The organism is Streptomyces sp. NPDC003697 (assembly GCF_053587115.1).
Map to the genome: position 1 here is coordinate 29,127 of NZ_JBSFNN010000023.1, position 15,904 is coordinate 45,030.

At 73.4% G+C, this 15,904-nt stretch carries 13 protein-coding genes; 4 read left to right on the forward strand and 9 right to left on the reverse strand.

The annotated features are described in order from the left end of the window. Positions 1-86 precede the first annotated feature (86 nt). Together ACWDNY_RS12445 and ACWDNY_RS12450 are read right to left on the reverse strand one after the other, a co-directional pair. The gene (locus ACWDNY_RS12445) at positions 87-452 is read right to left on the reverse strand and encodes a hypothetical protein (RefSeq protein ID WP_451645689.1); all 366 of its coding nucleotides are present in this window, start codon (positions 450-452) and stop codon (positions 87-89) included. Beyond that, on the reverse strand, positions 401-697 hold the full coding sequence (locus tag ACWDNY_RS12450) for a hypothetical protein (protein ID WP_451645690.1): 297 nt from the start codon (positions 695-697) through the stop codon (positions 401-403). The genes ACWDNY_RS12445 and ACWDNY_RS12450 overlap by 52 nt, the downstream gene beginning before the upstream one ends. 285 nt (positions 698-982) lie before the next feature. Here ACWDNY_RS12450 and ACWDNY_RS12455 point away from each other — a divergent pair, with 285 nt between their 5' ends. Next, positions 983-3,280 carry a transglycosylase domain-containing protein gene (locus ACWDNY_RS12455; RefSeq protein ID WP_451645691.1) on the forward strand — a complete coding sequence of 766 codons (2,298 nt, stop codon included), beginning with the start codon at positions 983-985 and terminating at the stop codon, positions 3,278-3,280. A gap of 253 nt (positions 3,281-3,533) precedes the next feature. Here ACWDNY_RS12455 and ACWDNY_RS12460 read toward each other — a convergent pair whose 3' ends face one another. The 4 genes from ACWDNY_RS12460 to ACWDNY_RS12475 all read right to left on the reverse strand — a co-directional run bounded on the left by ACWDNY_RS12460 (position 3,534) and on the right by ACWDNY_RS12475 (position 10,056). Further along, positions 3,534-5,687 carry a SpoIIE family protein phosphatase gene (locus tag ACWDNY_RS12460; RefSeq protein ID WP_451645692.1) on the reverse strand — a complete coding sequence of 718 codons (2,154 nt, stop codon included), beginning with the start codon at positions 5,685-5,687 and terminating at the stop codon, positions 3,534-3,536. Positions 5,688-5,993: 306 nt separating this feature from the next. After that, positions 5,994-6,686 (reverse strand): cytidylyl-2-hydroxypropylphosphonate hydrolase, encoded by a 693-nt coding sequence (gene fomD, locus ACWDNY_RS12465; protein ID WP_451645693.1) that lies wholly within the window; start codon positions 6,684-6,686, stop codon positions 5,994-5,996. A 72-nt stretch (positions 6,687-6,758) separates the two neighbouring features. Then, positions 6,759-8,159: a class II fumarate hydratase gene (locus ACWDNY_RS12470; RefSeq protein WP_451645694.1), complete on the reverse strand. Its 1,401-nt coding sequence runs from the start codon at positions 8,157-8,159 to the stop codon at positions 6,759-6,761. Positions 8,160-8,358: 199 nt separating this feature from the next. Beyond that, positions 8,359-10,056 carry a fumarate hydratase gene (locus ACWDNY_RS12475; RefSeq protein ID WP_451645695.1) on the reverse strand — a complete coding sequence of 566 codons (1,698 nt, stop codon included), beginning with the start codon at positions 10,054-10,056 and terminating at the stop codon, positions 8,359-8,361. Between the two features lie 183 nt (positions 10,057-10,239). Here ACWDNY_RS12475 and ACWDNY_RS12480 point away from each other — a divergent pair, with 183 nt between their 5' ends. Both ACWDNY_RS12480 and ACWDNY_RS12485 read left to right on the forward strand, forming a co-directional pair. Next, positions 10,240-10,938, forward strand: a complete 699-nt coding sequence (locus ACWDNY_RS12480; RefSeq protein WP_451645696.1) for a DUF1707 SHOCT-like domain-containing protein — start codon at positions 10,240-10,242, stop codon at positions 10,936-10,938. A 438-nt stretch (positions 10,939-11,376) separates the two neighbouring features. After that, positions 11,377-11,754, forward strand: a complete 378-nt coding sequence (locus tag ACWDNY_RS12485; protein ID WP_451645697.1) for a WhiB family transcriptional regulator — start codon at positions 11,377-11,379, stop codon at positions 11,752-11,754. Between the two features lie 229 nt (positions 11,755-11,983). On the opposite strand, the gene glpX is transcribed toward ACWDNY_RS12485, so the two are convergent. Next, complete coding sequence (gene glpX / locus ACWDNY_RS12490; protein ID WP_451645698.1) at positions 11,984-13,018, reverse strand: class II fructose-bisphosphatase; 1,035 nt, start codon at positions 13,016-13,018, stop codon at positions 11,984-11,986. Positions 13,019-13,144: 126 nt separating this feature from the next. Between glpX and ACWDNY_RS12495 the strand changes: the two genes are divergently transcribed. Then, positions 13,145-13,669, forward strand: coding sequence for a DUF4245 domain-containing protein (locus ACWDNY_RS12495; protein ID WP_451645699.1), 525 nt, complete (start codon positions 13,145-13,147; stop codon positions 13,667-13,669). Between the two features lie 716 nt (positions 13,670-14,385). On the opposite strand, the gene ACWDNY_RS12500 is transcribed toward ACWDNY_RS12495, so the two are convergent. Together ACWDNY_RS12500 and xseA are read right to left on the reverse strand one after the other, a co-directional pair. Next, positions 14,386-14,637, reverse strand: a complete 252-nt coding sequence (locus ACWDNY_RS12500; RefSeq protein WP_451645700.1) for an exodeoxyribonuclease VII small subunit — start codon at positions 14,635-14,637, stop codon at positions 14,386-14,388. Between the two features lie 10 nt (positions 14,638-14,647). Further along, positions 14,648-15,865 (reverse strand): exodeoxyribonuclease VII large subunit, encoded by a 1,218-nt coding sequence (gene xseA / locus ACWDNY_RS12505; protein WP_451645701.1) that lies wholly within the window; start codon positions 15,863-15,865, stop codon positions 14,648-14,650. Positions 15,866-15,904: the final 39 nt, after the last annotated feature.

Consider the following 15,904-nt stretch of genomic DNA (forward strand, 5'->3'; position numbering starts at 1 on the left):
GTGTATACGCGGAATGTATACGTCGGGTGGCGCGACCGTGGCAGCCGGTGGGAGCGACCAGGTCGGGGCCGATTGTCACAGTTCTGCTACCGGGGAGCGGACGGGCCGCCGTGCGTCGGGCCGGGCGGCGGGGTGGACGGACCGCCGGACCCGGGGGGCGGCGTCCCGGTCCCGCCGCGCGGCGGCCGGCCCCGGCGGGGGAGGGGGCCGGCCTCCCCGGGAAGCCGGCCCGCCTCCGCGAGGGCGCGCCGCAGCAGGAACTCGATCTGGGCGTTGGCCGACCGCAGTTCGTCCGACGCCCACCGGGCGAGCGCCTCGTACACCGACGGGTCCAGCCGCAGCAGCACCTGTTTGCGCCGCTGCGGCCGCCGCTCGGGGGCCGGCCCCCCGGAAGCGTTCGTCACTGGAGCGTTCCGGTGTTCAGCACCGGCTGCGGCGCCCGGTCCCCGCACAGCACCACGAGGAACGCCGCGAGGCCGGTCAGCGCGCCCGGCAGGGTCGGCGCGACCTGGACGCCGGTCGCGTCGACGGTCGTGGCGCCGGTGAGCGGCGCCGCCGCGAGCAGCAGTCCCAGCAGCCCGAGCGGCAGCGCGAATCCGCCGCCGGTGCTGCGCGCGGGGAACTCCCGCACCCGCGGGGCGGGCATCTCGGGCAGGTCGGGCGCGCCGGCGGTGGGTGCGGCGTCGTGTGCGGGCATGGTGGTCCGCCGTTCTCCTCGTGGTCGTGCGCCGTGTCACCGGCGCGGGGCGGAGGCCATGGCCGAATGCTAGCAAAGTGCTAGCACTTTATCCCGCCGGGGCAACCCCCAACAGCCCTGGCACGTCCGTCCCTTGGGGTGGGTGCTGATTCTCACGTCCGTAAAAGAGGGGATCGGCCGCCCTTTGTCACAGAGGGCGGTGTTAGCTTTCAGAGCTGATCCGAACCACGCACCGGTGTGACGACCGAGAAGGACGACCGAGAAGGAAGCGGAGCAGAGGGACCGATGGGACGAGCGGAAGACAGACGAGCGCGACAGCGCGGTGGGCACCGCGCGGCGCCCAGGCGCCGCTCGGCGCGAGCGGCCGGCAAGACCGGCGGCAGCGGCATAGGACGCCTGCTCACCTGGAAGCGGATCCTCGGCACCTTCCTCGGCGTGTGCCTGCTCGGGGTCGGCGCGTTCGTCGTCCTGTACCTCGTGGTGGACGTCCCCCAGGGCAAGGCCGCCGCCCGCCAGCAGAGCAACGTCTACAAGTACGGCGACGGCACGATCATGGCCCGGGTCGGCACCGTCAACCGCGAGAGCGTGGACCTGGCCAAGGTGCCCAAGAAGGTCCAGCGCACCTTCGTCGCGGCGGAGAACAAGACCTTCTACACCGACTCCGGCGTCGACCTGAAGGGCACCGCCCGCGGTCTGCTGAACACGCTGACCGGCAAGGGCATGCAGGGCGGTTCGACGATCACCCAGCAGTACGTCAAGAACTACTACCTCAACCAGGACCAGACGGTCACCCGCAAGCTGAAGGAGATGGTCATCTCCCTCAAGGTGGACCGCCAGATGTCCAAGGAGGACATCCTCGCCGGTTACATCAACACCAGCTACTACGGACGCGGCGCCTACGGCGTCCAGGCCGCCGCACAGGCGTACTACCGCGTCGACGCCGAGGACCTGACGGTCGAACAGGGCGCCTACCTGGCGGCCCTGCTGCAGGCGCCGAGCCAGTACGACTGGGCCGTGGCGAGCGAGACCGGCAAGCGGCTGGTGCAGCAGCGCTGGAACTACGTCCTGGACAACATGGTCGAGCAGCACTGGCTCGACCCCTCCGCGCGGCGGGCCATGCGGTTCCCCGTGCCGCAGCCGCCCAGGGGCACGCCGGGCGAGGAGGGGCAGAAGGGCTACCTGGTCCGGCTCGCCAACCAGCAGCTCGAGCGGCAGCTGATGAAGGAGCAGGGCATCACCCAGGCCCAGGCCGAGGCCGAGGTCGTGGACCGCGGGTGGACCATCACCCTGAACATCGACAAGAAGAAGCAGGCCGCGCTGGAGAAGGCGGTCACCACGCAGCTGACCCGCAAGCTGGACCCGAAGGCGCGCGGCGTCGACGCCGACGTCCAGGCCGGCGCGGTGTCCGTCGACCCGGAGACCGGGCACGTCGTCGCCCTGTACGGCGGTCAGGACTACTTCAAGCACTACGTCAGCAACGCCACCCGCCGGGACTACCAGCCCGCGTCGACGTTCAAGCCGGTCATCCTCGCCGCCGCGCTGGAGGAGGGTTCCACGACGCAGGCCGGGCAGCCGATCAGCGCGGACACCGTCTACGACGGCACGAACCGCCGCCAGGTCGTCGACCACGGCACCAGGGTCGGCTTCGCCCCGCCGAACGAGGACGAGGCCGGCTACGGGCCCATCACCGTCCAGACGGCGATGAACAAGTCCGTCAACTCGGTGTTCGCGCAGATGGGCGTCGACGTGGGCATGGACAAGGTGATGAGCACCGCCGGCAAGCTCGGCATGGACACCGAGGACATGCAGGCCGTGCCCGCCCAGACCCTGGGCTCCATGGGGGCCAGCCCGCTGGAGATGGCCGGCGTGTACGCCACCTTCGACCACCACGGCAGGAAGGTCACCCCGAGCGTCGTCAGGACGGCCGAACAGAGGAACCGCACGGTCAGGATGCCGAACCCGGTCGGCGACCAGGTGATCAGCCGGGAGGCCGCCGACACGGTGACCTCCGTGCTGACCGGTGTGGTCGACGACGGCACGGCCCGCACGTCGGTGCGCGACAACCCGCTGCGCGACGGCCAGCAGGTCGCGGGCAAGACGGGTACGTCGGACAACGACAAGTCGGCCTGGTTCAGCGGCTACACCCCGGACCTGGTCACCTCGGTCGGCCTGTTCGGAGAGGACGCGAAGACCCACGCGCAGGTGACCCTGAAGGGCGCCACGGGCCAGGTCCCGGGCAGCGGCCGCATCAACGGCGGCGGGTATCCGGCGCAGATATGGGCGGCGTACACCTTCGGCGTGACCGGCCGGGCGACGTTCGACCTGCGGACCACGCAGGGCGCGGCCGTCCGGCCCGAGACGCCCTCGAGGACGCCGTCGCGGACGCCGTCCGGGACCCCGTCGGAAACCCCCAGCCGGACGCCCTCCGAGACGCCGTCGGAGCCGCCGAGCGAGACGCCGTCCGAGACGCCCTCGGGAACCCCCAGCCAGACGCCGTCGCAGACGCCCTCGTCGTCGGCGACGACCAGGGAACCCACGGGCGGCTTCACCCCCCGCAACCCGCTGTTCCCGGAAAGCCAGTAGGCGTCGGCGGACCAGGGGCGCCCGGCGGCACGCGGGCGCCCCTGATCCGTCCGCGAAACCGGAGCCGGCGAGTCCGGGACCTGACGGGCCGTCGCCGTCGCCGGAAGGCGGCGGGGCCACGTCGGCCGACGGGGCGGCGGGCCCGGGTAAGCCGGCGCACCGCGGGGCCTTCGGGTCCGCCGTTCGGATCCGGCCGGCCCTTCGCCGCGGTGCCCTTGGGCGACCCGGGGCGAGGTGATCCGGCCGACCGGGCTCAGCCCCGGTTCAGCTCGAACCAGACCACCTTCCCCGTGCTCAGCCGGGTCGCGCCCCAGCGCCGGGCCAGCCGGTTCACCAGGTACAGGCCGCGGCCGCCCTCGTCGGTGGCCCGGGCCTGCCGCAGCCTCGGCAGCTGCGGCACGTCGTCGCCCACCTCGCAGCGCAGCACGTCGGTGCGCAGCAGGCGCAGGGTGACCGGGCGGGACGCGTACCGGACGGCGTTGGTGACGACCTCGCTGACCAGCAGCTCCACGGAGTCGGTCAGCTCCTCCAGACCCCAGCGGGCCAGTGCCCGGCGGACCAGCCGGCGGGCCCGGCCGGGGGCGGAGTCCTCCGGCTCCAGGAACCAGTACGCCACGTCGCTCGGCGCGATCCCGTCGAAGCGGGCGGCGAGCAGCGCGATGTCGTCGTCCCGGTCGCCCGGGCCGAGCATGTCGAGCACCTCGTCGCACAGTGCCTCGAGCGGCGGCGCGTGGTCCGGCCCGGTCAGCTGCGCGGTCGCGGACAGCTTCTCGCGCAGCTGCTCGATGCCGGTCCACACGTCCCGCAGGCGCGACTCCACCAGGCCGTCGGTGTACAGCAGCAGCGTGGCACCGGCCGGGGCGTCCAGCTCCACCGCCTCGAAGTCCACACCGCCGACGCCGATCGGCGCGCCCGCCGGCACCCGCAGCACCTCCGCCCGGCCGCCCAGATGCAGCAGGACGGGCGGCGGATGGCCCGCGTTGGCGATGGTGATGCGGTGCGCGACCGGGTCGTAGACGGCGTACAGGCAGGTCGCCATGCGGTCGGTGCCCAGGCGCTGCGCCTGCTCGTCGAGGTGGTGCAGCACCTCCTGCGGCGGCAGGTCGAGGCCGGCCAGCGTCTGCGCGGTGGTGCGCAGCTGACCCATGATCGCCGCCGACGTCATGGAGTGGCCCATGACGTCGCCGACGACGAGGGCGACCCGGCTGCCCGGCAGCGGGATGGCGTCGTACCAGTCGCCGCCCACCCGCGCGGTCTCGGCGGCGGGCAGGTAGCGGGACGCCAGCCGCACGCCCGTCGGACGGGGCAGCGTCTCCGGCAGCATGGTGCGCTGCAGCTCGTCGGCGATGTACGCCTCGCGCCCGTACAGCACCGCCTTGTCGACGCCGAGCGCGCTGTGCGTGGCGAGCTGGGCGGCGACCAGCAGGTCGTCCTGCTCGAACGCGGGGCGGTCGGGACGGCGCAGGAACAGCGCGGCGCCGATGACACGGCGCCGGCCGCGCAGCGGGGCCAGAACGGCGCGCTGCCCGCCGGGGACCGCCAGGTCGGTGTCGTCGCCGAGCAGTTCGCTCAGCGCGGCACGGGCGGACGGCGTCTCCGTGAACACCGGCCGCACACCCCGCAGCACCTCGCCGAGCGCGCTGCCGGGCCGTACCTCGCACAGCTCGTTGATGACCGCCGACAGCTCGGCGGGCTGCTCCGGCTGCGGCGCGGGCATGAACCCGTTCTCGCTGTCGCGGTCCGCCGGTATGCGGTCGGTGCGGCGCAGCCGCAGCACGAGCGGGCCGACGGGCCGCTCGTCGCCCACCGGCAGCGGTTCGCGCAGGTAGACGAGGATGGCGTCGGAGAAGGTCGGCACGGTGGCCCGGCACAGACCCATGACGATCTCGTCGAGGTCCATGCCGCGGGCGATGCGCCGGGTGGCCGCCCCCACGAACCGCAGCCGGTCGCCGTCCCGGCGCATCGGCATCGGGCCGTTGCCCGGGAGCCGCTGCCCCGTGCGCCGTTCCCCGCCGGGCCGCTGAGGTGCCGCGCCCGGCTGCTCCGGCACGGCGTCGGCGGGCCGCGGCCGGTGGGCGTCCGGCTCGGCGGTCACGGGCTGGGCGTGTTCCGGGCCCTCACCGGAGGCCGGGGGCGCCCCGGGGCCGGTGGACGTGCCCGCCTGGGCCGCCGCGGACCCGCCGGAGGACGCCGGCTCCGCGTCGCGGCCGCACGCCGGCGTCGCGCGCGGGCCGGAGGGCGGCTCGGCGGCGCCGGGCTGCACCGGTAAAGCCGGGCCGGGGGAGGAGCCGGGCGCGCGAAGGTCCTCGGAGGTGCGCAGGAGCGCCCCGCGGCCGTCCGCGGGGTCGGCGCCCGGCTGGGGGCGCTCGAAGGAGATCGGCTGCTCCGTCACGCGTGTCGCATCCATCCGTCCGGGGCCGCGCGCCGGGCGCGCAGTTCGTCCCGCCGAAGACCCGATACCCGCAATACCTGCCCCAGGAACGGATTCTCGGCGGGGTCAGAGGTTGGTCCTGCGCCGCCGGCGAACCGTCCACGGCCCGCACGGGTGTTGCCGTCGTACCCCTCGCTCACGTCCTGCCGCCCCTCGGTGACGTCCGGTCGGACTCCGTGCTGTGGTGGAAAGGCCGTTCTCAACGACCGTGCTGCGCACCGCCCTTGCCCATTGTTGCGGAGGACGATCCTACGTTTGCCGCCCGGGGGTGCTTCAAGGGTCTCACGGGGACACGTGCGCCGGCGTACGGTCCCAGTCCTCCGGCAACGACGGTACCGACCAGGACGGATCGGGGCGCCAGTGCTGCCAGCCGTCCGAGAACGGCGGGCCCCAGGCGGTGATCGCCTCCACCGCGGACCGGCCCGCCGCGCGCACCCGCTCGGCCAGGCCGGCGTCCATCAGGCCGTCGCGCTGGGCCTGCGCGAACTCGTCCTCGTCCCGCCAGTGCCAACTGCGGTCCGGATGCACGGAGATGTCCAGGAAATGATCCTCGGAGTCCACCCCGCCCGCCCACCGGGCGAGCGGCTCCTCCAGGTTCACGTACCAGTTCTTGAACCGCCAGCCCGGCTCCCAGAACAGCCACACCGACCAGGGCTCACCGGGCCGCGCCAGCTTCAGCACCCCCGTGCCGAACCAGCGGTCCCGCTGCACCGTCCGGGGTCTGGTGTACCGCGACGCGAGCGGCTCCAGGTGGACGGGCGTGCCGTCGGCGAGCACGGGCTTGACGCACTCGGTCCCGGGCGCCATCCAGACGGCGAGCAGACCGGGGTCGTCACGCACGACGGTGACGGGCCGGGCGATGTGGAAGCCCGTCCCGCCGTTCTCCCGGTACCGCCACAGAATCTGACTTCCAGGGGCCCAGTGGGCCGTCGCACCGCCCGCCTTCACGTCTTCCACCGCTCCGTCCTCCGCCATGAACAGATACTAGGTGCCCCAGGCACACGTCGCTGCGGCACGCCCCGGGCTTCACGCCCGGGGACGGCGGGTTCACGGCCGCGTCATCCGCAGGACGTCCAGCGCCTGGTCGAGCTGCTCCTCCGTGAGGTCGCCGCGGTCCACGTACCCGCTCTCCAGCACGACCTGACGGATCGTCTTCTGCTCGGCCAGTGCCCTCTTGGCCACCTTCGCGGCCTCCTCGTACCCGATGTACCTGTTCAGCGGGGTGACGATGGAGGGCGAGGACTCGGCGTACTCCCGCGCCCGTTCGCGGTGCGCGGTGATGCCGTCGACGGTCCGGTCGGCCAGCAGCCGGGAGACGTTGGCGAGCAGCCGGATCGACTCCAGGACGTTCTTGGCGATGACCGGCAGCATCACGTTGAGCTCGAAGTTGCCCGAGGCGCCGGCGGTGGCAACGGTGGCGTCGTTGCCGACGACCTGGGCGCACACCATCAGCACGGCCTCGGGGACGACCGGGTTGACCTTGCCGGGCATGATCGAGGACCCCGGCTGCAGGTCGGGCAGGGCGATCTCGGACAGGCCGGTGCGCGGGCCGGACGACATCCACCGCAGATCGTTGGCGATCTTGGTGAGGCCGACGGCGATGGTCCGCAGCTGCCCACTGGTCTCGACGATGCCGTCCCGCGCGCCCTGCGCCTCGAAGTGGTCGCGGGCCTCGGTCAGCGGCAGCCCGGTGGCGCGCGCGACCTCCTCGATGACGGCGGCGGAGAAGCCGGGCGGGGTGTTGATGCCGGTGCCGACGGCCGTGCCGCCCAGCGGCAGCTCGGCCAGGCGCGGCAGGGAGGCGGTCAGCCGCTCGACGCCGTACCGCACCTGGGCGGCGTACCCGCCGAACTCCTGGCCCAGGGTCACGGGTGTGGCGTCCATCAGGTGCGTCCGCCCGGACTTGACCACGTCGGCGAACTCCTCCGCCTTGCGGCTCAGGGACCGTGCCAGGTGGTCCAGGGCGGGGATCAGCTCCCGGTCGACGGCGGCGGTGGCGGCGATGTGGATGGACGACGGGAAGACGTCGTTGGACGACTGCGAGGCGTTGACGTGGTCGTTGGGGTGGACGTCCCGGCCGAGCCGCTCGCCGGCCAGGGTCGCGATGACCTCGTTGGCGTTCATGTTGGACGACGTCCCGGACCCGGTCTGGAACACGTCGACGGGGAAGTGGTCGTCCCACCGGCCCTCGGCGACCTCCTCGGCCGCCTCCTGGATCGCCTCGGCGACGTCCTTGTCCAGCACGCCCAGCCGCGCGTTCACCCGGGCGGCGGCGCCCTTGATCCGCGCGAGCGCCTCGATGTGCGCCCGCTCCAGGCGCTGCCCCGACACGGGGAAGTTCTCCACGGCCCGCTGCGTCTGGGCCCGCCACTTGGCCTTCGCCGGGACGCGCACCTCGCCCATGGAGTCGTGCTCGACGCGGTAGCGCCGCTCGTCGTCAGTCGTCATCGTCGTGGTACCTCCGGAAGGTCGGAGCGCGGCGGGAGGAAGGAGAATTCCCGCCCGCCGGCCTGGCGTGTCCGGTGATGCGGGTGCCCTCGCCGCGCGGCGGCAGACCCGGCACGGCCGCGGGCGGCCCCCACGACGAGGTGTGGGGACCGCCCGCACGGCGGTGTCCGGCCGGCGTCGCGCCGGCCGGGAAGGTGCCCTACGCCAGGCCCGGGCCCCGCACCGGGATCGACGTGAAGGTGGGCGGCTGGGCCGGAGCCTGGAAGAAGTCGTTGCCCTTGTCGTCGACGACGACGAACGCCGGGAAGTCCTCGACCTCGATCCGCCAGACGGCCTCCATGCCGAGCTCCTCGTACTCGACGACATCGACCTTCTTGATGCAGTCCTGCGCGAGACGGGCCGCCGGGCCGCCGATGGAGCCCAGGTAGAAGCCGCCGTGCGCCGCGCACGCGTCGGTGACCTGCTTGCTGCGGTTGCCCTTGGCCAGCATCACCTTCGAGCCGCCCGCCGCCTGGAACTGCTCGACGTAGGAGTCCATGCGGCCGGCCGTCGTCGGGCCGAACGAACCGGAGGCGTAGCCCTCGGGCGTCTTCGCCGGACCCGCGTAGTAGACCGGGTGGTCCTTGAGGTACTGCGGCATCTCCTCGCCGCGGTCCAGCCGCTCCTTGATCTTCGCGTGCGCGATGTCGCGCGCCACGACCAGCGGGCCGGTCAGCGACAGCCGGGTCTTCACCGGGTACTTCGTCAGCTCGGCGAGGATGGCGTCCATCGGCTGGTTCAGGTCGATCTTCACCACGTCGCCCTCGTCGAGCTGGGTGTCCGTCGTGTCCGGCAGGAAGCGGGCCGGGTCGGTCTCCAGCTGCTCCAGGAAGACGCCCTCGGGGGTGATCTTCGCGAGCGCCTGGCGGTCGGCGGAGCAGGACACCGCGATCGCGACCGGGCAGGAGGCGCCGTGCCGGGGCAGGCGCACCACGCGCACGTCGTGGCAGAAGTACTTGCCGCCGAACTGCGCGCCGATGCCGATCCGCTGCGTCAGCTCGAAGACCTTCTCCTCCAGCTCCTTGTCCCGGAAGCCGTGGCCCAGCTCGGAGCCCTCGGTCGGCATGGAGTCCAGGTAGTGCGCGGAGGCGTACTTCGCGGTCTTCAGGGCGAACTCGGCGCTGGTGCCGCCGACGACGATCGCCAGGTGGTACGGCGGGCAGGCGGCCGTGCCCAGCGAACGGATCTTCTCCTCCAGGAACTTCATCATGGAGGACTCGTTCAGGACGGCCTTGGTCTCCTGGTACAGGAAGGACTTGTTGGCGCTGCCGCCGCCCTTGGCCATGAACAGGAACTTGTAGGCGCCGCCGTCGGTCGCGTACAGCTCGATCTGCGCGGGGAGGTTCGAACCGGTGTTCTTCTCCTCCCACATCGTCAGCGGGGCCATCTGGGAGTAGCGCAGGTTCAGCCTGGTGTAGGCGTCGAAGATGCCCCGCGACAGGGCCTCCTCGTCGCCGCCCCGCGTCAGCACGTTCTGGCCGCGCTTGCCCATGACGATCGCCGTGCCGGTGTCCTGGCACATCGGCAGGACACCGGCCGCCGCGATGTTCGCGTTCTTCAGCAGGTCCAGGGCGACGAACTTGTCGTTCGCGCTCGCCTCCGGGTCGTCGATGATGCGGCGCAGCTGCGCCAGGTGGGCCGGGCGCAGGTAGTGCTGGATGTCGTGAACGGCCTCTTCGGCCAGCTTGCGCAGCGCCTCCGGCTCCACCTTCAGGAACGTCCGCCCGTCGGCCTCGAAGGTGGAGACACCCTCGGAGGTCACCAGCCGGTACGGGGTGGTGTCCTCTCCCATGGGGAGCAGGTCGGCGTACGCGAACGCAGGGCGGACAGAAGGGAAACTATGCGGCATCTCGCCCATTCCTCACTCGACAGACGGCGGCCCGCCTCCGTCGGCGGGCGTCCACCAGCGTAGAACCTGCCGTCGAGGGCGGACCTGTGAGGTAAGGCTCAGTCCGTCCGGCCCGGGTGTACCCGGCCGGTTTTCCACCGGACGGTGGCCAAGGGGTAGTCGCGATCTATCGCGTTTCGCTAGGCTGTTGCCGTGGACCTTCACCAGCAGACCGCAGCGCGCACCGCCGCGCTGCGCGCCTCGGACGCCGACCGTGACCGCATCGCCGACATCCTGCGCGACGCCCTCGCCGAGGGCCGCCTGACCGCCGACGAGCACGCCGAGCGCGTCGAGGGGGTGCTCAGCGCCAAGACGGTCGGCGAGCTGGAGGTCTTCATCCAGGACCTGCCCGCCGCCCACCAGGCCCGCACGGGCCCCGCGTACAGCCATGTCCCGCTCCGCCCGGCGGCCGGCACCGTACCGCCGGAGGCCGACGAGAACGTGGTCGCGGTGTTCAGCGCGGCCGTGCGCAAGGGCCGCTGGCGCGCCGGGCGCCGGATGCACGCGTTCGCCGTCTTCGGCAGCGTCGAGATCGACCTCAGCGAGGCGCTCTTCGAGTACCAGCAGGTCGTGATCAAGGCGGTCTCGGTCTTCGGCAACGTCGAGATCCGCGTCCCCGAGAACGTGTCGCTGCGCGGCACCGGCGGCGGCGTCCTCGGCAACTTCGAGGTGGACACCCTGGACGCGGCCGACCCCGACGCGCCCGTCGTCTACGTCGACGGCTGGGCGGTGCTGGGCAACGTCGAGGCGCGGCCCAAGCGGGGCCGGCTGGTCGCGGACATCCTCGACCGGGTGCAGCGCAAGGTCGACCGCGCGGTGGACCGGCACGCGCGCCGCCACCTCGGGCGCTGACGAACCGGCGCGCGCCGCGCCTCATGCGGGTCGGGGCGCCGCGCTGCGGGACCGGTATGCGCACCGCCGGCTCGGGTCGTGGTGTGTGGCGTGCGTGTCGGGCCGCGGGCGTTGCCCGGAGGTTGGGGGACCGGCTCGGCGGCCGCCGGGTCGGGCCCTGCCGCACCGGCGTCGGCGTGGCGCGGGCGCGTTGTGGGACCGGCGTGTGCGCCGGCTGCCCGCGTACGGGCGGACCCGGCTGCGCGCCGGCCCCGGGGCGTCGAGGGCCGGCTGCGCGGTCGCTCCGCGGACGGAAACGTTCCGCGCCGGTCGTGCCGGCGGCGGCTCCCGTGCGACGCCGGGCGGCGGTGGACGGGAACTCAGTGCATAGGCGCGCGCACAGCGGGTAGGCCTTGCTGCATCGTCTCTCGCTCGCGAAGCCGTCGTCAGGAGAAGACCGTGCTGCAACCGCCGCATTCGTCCCTGCAGGTAGCTGCCCTTCCGGCCCAGCGGGTGCCGGCGGGGGACAGGGACCACGACGCTCCGTGGCACACCGAGGCGGTGTGCCGGCGCGACGAGGCCGGCTTGTTCTTCGCACCGTCCAAGGAACCCACCGCCGCCCGGCTCTCGCGCGAGGACGCGGCGAAGCGGGTCTGCGCACGCTGCCCGGTGATGGTCGAGTGCCGCGAGCACGCCCTGCTGCAGCCGGAGCCGTACGGCGTCTGGGGCGGCCTGACCGCCGCCGAGCGCCGGGTCGTCCTGGCCCGACGGCGGCGCCGCGACCTGGAGCTGAAGAAGGCCACCCGTGCGACGGGCCCGGTCGTCGCGGCCGGGTAGGTCCGCGTCCGACCAGGCCGCTACGCCGGGATGAACCGGACGACAGGACCCCGGCCCCACGGCTTCACGACCCCGGTGCGGCCGGGACCGTGACACGCGTACGGGGCGCCCCCTCCGCACAGGGGGCGCCCCGTCGCCGTACGGCGTGAGCCGTCGGGTCACCGGGACGGGGCCGGGCCGCCGCCGGCCGCGGCCACCTGGCCAGACCCCGGTGGCCGCGGCCTCCGTGCTACAGGCCCCGGTCGAAGTCGATCGCGCTGTAGGCCCGCAGCTTGCTCAGCCGGTGCTCGGAGTCGATCCGGCGGACCGTGCCGGACTTCGAGCGCATCACGATCGAGTCGGTCGTGGCGGTCTCCGAGCGGTAGCGCACGCCCCGCAGCAGCTCACCGTCCGTGATGCCGGTGGCGACGAAGAAGACGTTCTCGCCGGAGACCAGGTCGTCGGTGGTCAGCACCCGGTCGAGGTCGTGGCCGGCGTCGACCGCCCGCTGCCGCTCCTCGTCGTCCTTGGGCCAGAGCTTGCCCTGGATGGTGCCGCCCAGGCACTTCACCGCGCAGGCGGAGATGATGCCCTCGGGCGTGCCGCCGACGCCGAGCAGCAGGTCGATGCCGGTGCCCTCGCGCAGGGCCAGGATGGAGCCGGCGACGTCGCCGTCGGAGATCAGCTTGATACGGGCGCCCGTCTCCCGGATCTCCTTGATGATGCCCTCGTGCCGCGGCCGGTCGAGGATGACCACCGTGACGTCCTCGGGGGTGGCCCGCTTCGCCTTGGCGACGCGGCGGATGTTCACCGACACGGGCGCGTTGATGTCGACGAAGTCGGCGGCGTCGGGGCCGGTGACCAGCTTGTCCATGTAGAAGACGGCGGACGGGTCGAACATCGCGCCGCGCTCGGTGGCGGCGAGCACGGCGATCGCGTTCGGCATGCCCTTCGCGGTGAGCGTGGTGCCGTCGATCGGGTCGACGGCGATGTCGACCTCGGGGCCGGTGCCGTCGCCGACGCGCTCCCCGTTGAACAGCATCGGGGCCTCGTCCTTCTCGCCCTCGCCGATGACGACGACGCCGTTCATTGACACGGTGGAGACGAGGGACCGCATGGCGCGCACCGCGGCACCGTCGGCGCCGTTCTTGTCGCCGCGCCCCACCCAGCGGCCCGCGGCCATCGCCGCGGCCTCGGTGACCCGGACCAGTTCGAGGGCGATGTTGCGGTCGGGGGCCTCGGAGGGAACTTCGAGCTCGGACGGCAGGTGATGATGCTCGGTCATCGGAGCGCACCTTTCTGATACGACGACGGCCGGATGAGGGTCTTGGCCAAGACTCTATCGCCGAGTAGGCAGAATGAGCAGGGGACCCCACGGATGAGCGGTCGGGGCACCTGCGACGATAGGGGCGTGGCAGGTTCGAACGGCAAGCAGAAGTCGGTCTGGGACATGGTTCTCTCCCTGGGCCTGATCATGATCGCGGCAGGGGTCATCTACCTCTTCATCCCGCACGACGACCACGCTCCCGATTTCAAGCGGGTGGACTACGGCGTCGAGCTGGGGACGGCGCGCCGGGCGTCCTCGTACCCGGTGGCCGCGCCCGAGGGTCTGCCGGCGAGCTGGAAAGCCACCTCCGTCCGCTTCCAGGGCGACAAGGGCGACGCCTGGCACCTGGGTTTCCAGGATCCAGAGGGTCAGTACGTGGCGGTCGAGCAGTCCACCCGGAACCGCTCGGAGTTCATCGACGAGGCCAGCCAGGGCGCGCACGCGACGAAGGCCACCCAGAAGATCGACGGTCGCACCTGGACCCGCTACACCGGCGGCCGCTACGACGCCCTGGTGCTGGAGAGGACCGGCTCCTCGACGACGGTGGTGACCGGCACGGCGTCGTTCGCCCGTTTGGCGACGATGGCGGACGCGCTGGACATGAAGTGACCGCCCCCACGGCCTGACGCCCGCCGAACCCACGCGGCGCCGAGCCCCCGCGCACGGCCCGGGCCCGCGCGCTGCCGGCCCCCGGCGGCCACCCGTACCCGGCAGGCGGCCCACTTCCGCGCCGCCCACAGCCGGCCCTCCCGCCGCCGCCTCCGGCCCGCGCGCTGCCGGCTCCCTGGCGGCCACCCGAGTCCGGTCGGCGGCCTTCGCCGGGCCACCCCCGACCGGTGCCGGCTCCCGGCGGCCACCTGGGGCCGGATGGCGGCCGTTTTCCGGGCCGCCTGTGCAGGCCCTCCCGCAGTTGGGTCCCAGGCGGTCACGGGGGCCCGGTCGGCGGCCGTTGGCCGGGCCACCCGCGGCCGGGCCCCCGAGCGATGCCGGCCCCCGGCGGCCACCTGGGGCCGGATGGCGGCCGTTTTCCGGGCCGCCTGTGCGGGCCCTCCCGCAGCTGGGTCCCAGGCGGCCACCGGGGTCCGGCCGGTGACCGTCTTCCGGGCCGCCCGCGGCCGGCCCCCGGCGGCCACTCGGGCCCGCGCGATGCCGGGCCCCCGGGGCCGGTGACCGTCTTCCGGGCGGTCGCCGGCCGGGCCCCGTGCGATGCCGGCCGTCAGACGGTCACCCGGCGCCGACCGATGCCGGCCCTCTGGCGGCCGCCAGAGGGCCGGCCGGGGCCGTCTTCCGGGCCCTGGCCGGGCCGGCCGGGCGGAGGGCGGAGGTCACCCGGTGGCGCCCTCCTCGTCCTGCTCCGCCTCCTCGGCCAGCGCCGCGTCCAGCCGGGCCCGCGCCCCCTCCAGCCAGCGACGGCACACCTTCGCCAGTTCCTCGCCCCGTTCCCAGAGCGCGAGGGACTCCTCCAGGCTCGTGCCGCCCGCCTCCAGGCGCCGGACCACCTCGATCAGCTCGTCCCGCGCCTGCTCGTAGCCGAGGCCCTCGCCGGCCTCGGCCGTCCCGCTCACATTGCCGGTCATGCGTCCCACCTCAGGTATCGGTTCGATCGACTCGTACGGAGAACCCGCCCTCGGCGACCCGCGCGCGCAGCGTCTCGTCCGCCGTCACCTCGGCCGGGTCGCGGACCACGTGCCCGTCGGCCTTCTGCAGCACGGCGTACCCGCGCCGCAGGGTGGCGGCGGGGGAGAGGGCGACCACGCGCGCGTGTGTGTGGGTCAGCTCCGAGTCGGCGCGGTCCAGCAGGTGCCGCAGCGTCCGCCGCCCACGGTCCAGCAGGGACGCGACGTGGTCCGCCCGCTCGTCGACCATGCGGTGCGGGTCCTCCATGGAGGGCCGGGCCAGCGCGTGCGCGAGGCCGCGCTCCTCCCGCTCGACGAGCGCCCGCACGCAGCGGCGGGCACGGTCGCGCAGCTGCCGCACGCGCTCGGCCTCCTCGCCGACGTCCGGGACGACCTTCTTCGCCGCGTCGGTCGGGGTCGAGGCGCGCAGGTCGGCGACGTAGTCGAGCAGCGGGGTGTCCGGTTCGTGCCCGATCGCGGACACCACCGGCGTGCGGCAGGCGGCGACGGCCCGCACCAGCTGCTCGTCGGAGAACGGCAGCAGGTCCTCCACGCTTCCGCCGCCGCGCGCCACGATGATGACGTCGACGTAGTCGTGAGCGTCGAGTTCCTTCACGGCCTGGACGACCTGCGGAACGGCGTGCACACCCTGCACCGGGACGTTGCGCACCTCGAAGCGGACCGCGGGCCAGCGGTGCCGGGCGTTCTCCAGCACGTCCCGCTCCGCCGCGGAGGCGCGGCCGCACACCAGGCCGATGAGCTGCGGCAGGAACGGAAGGGCCTGCTTCCGCTCGGTCGCGAACAGTCCCTCCGCCGCCAGCGACTTCTTCAGCTGCTCCAGCCGCGCCAGCAGCTCGCCGACGCCCACGGGCCGTATCTCCACTGCCCGCAGCGACAGCTGCCCGCGCGGGGCGTACCACTCCGGCTTCGCGTGCACGACGACGCGGGCGCCCTCGCTGACGACGTCGGCGACCGCGTCGAACACCTGGCGGTAGCAGGTCACGCCGACAGAGATGTCGTACGACGGGTCGCGCAGCGTCAGGAAGACCACGCCCGCGCCCGGCCGCCGCGACAGCTGTGTGATCTGGCCCTCGACCCACACGGCGCCGAGCCGGTCGATCCACCCCCCGATCATCCGTGAGACCTCGCCGACGGGCAGGGGCGTTTCGGGCGACGTGGTGACAGCCATGACCGCGAGGGTAGCCGCCGCCTCCGACAACACCCCAGC

What these genes read in the sequence shown, in the direction of transcription:
- glpX (WP_451645698.1), bottom strand. Translation starts at nt 13,018, where the DNA reads ATGACCGAGCATCATCACCTGCCGTCCGAGCTCGAAGTTCCCTCCGAG.
- ACWDNY_RS12475 (WP_451645695.1), bottom strand. Translation starts at nt 10,056, where the DNA reads ATGGGCGAGATGCCGCATAGTTTCCCTTCTGTCCGCCCTGCGTTCGCG.
- ACWDNY_RS12450 (WP_451645690.1), bottom strand. Translation starts at nt 697, where the DNA reads ATGCCCGCACACGACGCCGCACCCACCGCCGGCGCGCCCGACCTGCCC.
- ACWDNY_RS12460 (WP_451645692.1), bottom strand. Translation starts at nt 5,687, where the DNA reads ATGGATGCGACACGCGTGACGGAGCAGCCGATCTCCTTCGAGCGCCCC.
- ACWDNY_RS12455 (WP_451645691.1), top strand. Translation starts at nt 983, where the DNA reads ATGGGACGAGCGGAAGACAGACGAGCGCGACAGCGCGGTGGGCACCGC.
- ACWDNY_RS12500 (WP_451645700.1), bottom strand. Translation starts at nt 14,637, where the DNA reads ATGACCGGCAATGTGAGCGGGACGGCCGAGGCCGGCGAGGGCCTCGGC.
- ACWDNY_RS12470 (WP_451645694.1), bottom strand. Translation starts at nt 8,159, where the DNA reads ATGACGACTGACGACGAGCGGCGCTACCGCGTCGAGCACGACTCCATG.
- fomD (WP_451645693.1), bottom strand. Translation starts at nt 6,686, where the DNA reads ATGGCGGAGGACGGAGCGGTGGAAGACGTGAAGGCGGGCGGTGCGACG.
- xseA (WP_451645701.1), bottom strand. Translation starts at nt 15,865, where the DNA reads ATGGCTGTCACCACGTCGCCCGAAACGCCCCTGCCCGTCGGCGAGGTC.